Source organism: Allobosea vaviloviae, from assembly GCF_001298265.1.
Classification (GTDB): domain Bacteria; phylum Pseudomonadota; class Alphaproteobacteria; order Rhizobiales; family Beijerinckiaceae; genus Allobosea; species Allobosea vaviloviae_B.
The window spans coordinates 1-2,486 of the sequence record NZ_LGSZ01000087.1 but is presented as its reverse complement, the minus strand read 5'-3'; the positions used below and the strand labels follow the sequence as shown (position 1 = coordinate 2,486).

Genomic DNA, 2,486 nt, shown 5'->3' with positions numbered 1-2,486 from the left:
TCTGTTTCGGCGTGCAAGTTTGACCCCTTGAGGCGGGGGATCGGCGTCCAACTTTGACCCCCTTGAGCCGGTTTCGGTGAGACTGTCCGTTCTGGTTTCAGACGGGCGGGCGGGGGATGAAGGGCGTGGATACGATTGCGCGGATCCGGCGCGAGTTTTCGGTCCGGGGGAAGACCATCAAGGAGATTGTCCGCGAGCTTCACGTCTCGCGGAACACGGTGCGCAAGGTGCTGCGTTCGGGCGCGACGTCGTTCGAGTACGAGCGGAAGGTTCAGCCGCAGCCGAAGATCGGGCCCTGGCGTCCGGATCTGGACCGGCTGCTGATGGCCAACGAGGGCAAGCCGGCTCGTGAGCGTCTGACGCTGATCCGGATCTTCGAGGAGTTGCGGGGCCGGGGTTACGAGGGCAGCTATGATGCCGTCCGCCGCTATGCGCGAGGTTGGCGCCGCGAGCAGTCCGCCGTCACCGCCGATGCCTATGTTCCTCTGAGCTTCGCGCCCGGCGAGGCCTATCAGTTCGACTGGAGCCACGAGATCGTCGTCATCAACGGCGTGACGACCAAGGTGAAGGTCGCCCATCTGCGGCTCTGCCATTCGCGCATGCTGTTCGTGCGAGCCTATCCACGCGAGAGCCAGGAGATGGTCTTCGACGCCCACGACCGGGGCTTCGCCTTCTTCAAGGGCGCCTGCACGCGCGGCATCTACGACAACATGAAGACGGCGGTGGAGACCATCTTCGTCGGCAAGGAGCGGGCCTATAACCGGCGCTTCATGCAGATGTGCAGCCACTATCTGGTCGATCCCGTCGCCTGCACGCCAGCCTCGGGCTGGGAGAAGGGCCAGGTCGAGAACCAGGTCGGGCTCGTACGCGAACGCTTCTTCGCTCCGCGTCTGCGGGTCAAGAACTACGACGAGCTGAACGCCTGGCTGATGGATCAGGTGATCAGCTATGCCAAGGCGCATCGCCATCCCGAGCGACGCGATGTCACGATCTGGGAGGCCTTCGAAGCCGAGCGGCCGAGTCTCGTTCCCTATGTCGGGCGCTTCGACGGCTTCCATGCGTTGCCGGCGGCGGTATCGAAGACCTGCCTGGTCCGCTTCGACAACAACAGGTACTCGGTTGCGGCGAGCGCGATCGGCCGGCCCGTCGAGATCCGCGCCTATGCCGATCGGATCGAGCTGCGTCAGGACGGCCGCATCGTCGGCGAGCACGCCCGTTCCTACGGCCGCGATCAGACGACCTTCGATCCCTGGCACTATGTGCCGGTGCTGGCCCGCAAGCCGGGCGCCCTGCGCAATGGCGCGCCCTTCAAGGACTGGGTTCTTCCGGCTTCGCTGGATCGGGTACGCCGGAAGCTGGCGGCCGCGCAGGATGGTGACCGGCAGATGGTCGATATCCTGACCACGGTGCTGAGCGACGGCTTACCGGCGGTCGAAGCCGCCTGCGCCGAGGCGCTGAAGCAGGGCGTGCATTCGGCCGACGTCATCCTCAACATCCTGGCCCGACGCCGGGAGCCGGCTGCTGCGATCACCATCATGACGCCCGATGCGCTGCGCCTGCGTCATGAGCCCGCCGCTGATTGCGCCCGATACGACAGCCTCAGGAGAGCCGTGTGATGGAACGCTCGGAGATTCTCGCCACCATGGGCGAGCTCAAGCTCTACGGCATGAAGGCCGCCTTCGACGAGATCATCACCACGGCGGTGAAGCGCCAGCACGAACCTCAGCGCATCGTCGGCGATCTGCTATCGGCGGAGATCGCCGAGAAGCAGGCGCGCTCGATCAAGTACCAGATCACCATCGCCAAGCTGCCCCTCGCCAAGGATGTCGGCGACTTCGTCTTCGACGGCACGCCGCTCAACGAGACGCTCGTCCACGACCTCGCAGGCGGCAACTTCATCGCCCATCAGCGCAATGTCGTCCTCGTCGGTGGCACCGGGACCGGCAAAACCCATCTCGCCATCGCCATCGCCCGAGCTTGCATCCGTGCCGGCGCGCGGGGGCGCTTCTTCAACGTCGTCGATCTCGTCAACAAGCTCGAGGCCGAGGCCCGCGCCGGCCGGCAGGGTCGCATGGCCGACTATCTATCGCGCATGGACTTCATCGTCCTCGACGAACTCGGCTATCTGCCCTTCGCCCAGTCCGGCGGCCAGTTGCTGTTCCACCTGATCAGCAGGCTCTACGAACAGAGCTCCGTCATCGTCACCACCAACCTCGCCTTCGGCGAATGGCCATCCGTCTTCGGCGACGCCAAGATGACCACCGCACTCCTCGACCGGCTGACCCATCACTGCGACATCGTCGAGACCGGCAATGAGAGCTGGCGCTTCAAGAACAGGCTCTGAGCGATCAACGCGCCGACGACCCGGAGCCGGCGCGGCTGTGCAACCCAAACCAGCTCCGCCGCGCCGCCTCCTGACCGCCACAGCTCATCAAGGGGTCAATATTGGACGCCGATCGGGGGGCAACATTGCGCGCCGTTTGACA

Annotated in this window: 2 protein-coding genes; both read left to right on the top strand. The window is 65.1% G+C overall.

Annotation, left to right across the window (positions count from 1 at the left end; genetic code table 11):
- Window positions 1-116: 116 nt before the first annotated feature.
- The gene (gene istA, locus AE618_RS25760) at window positions 117-1,616 is read left to right on the top strand and encodes an IS21 family transposase (RefSeq protein ID WP_054211924.1); all 1,500 of its coding nucleotides are present in this window, start codon (window positions 117-119) and stop codon (window positions 1,614-1,616) included.
- Window positions 1,616-2,344 (top strand): IS21-like element helper ATPase IstB, encoded by a 729-nt coding sequence (gene istB, locus AE618_RS25755; RefSeq protein WP_054211923.1) that lies wholly within the window; start codon window positions 1,616-1,618, stop codon window positions 2,342-2,344. The genes istA and istB overlap by 1 nt, the downstream gene beginning before the upstream one ends.
- Window positions 2,345-2,486 lie beyond the last annotated feature (142 nt).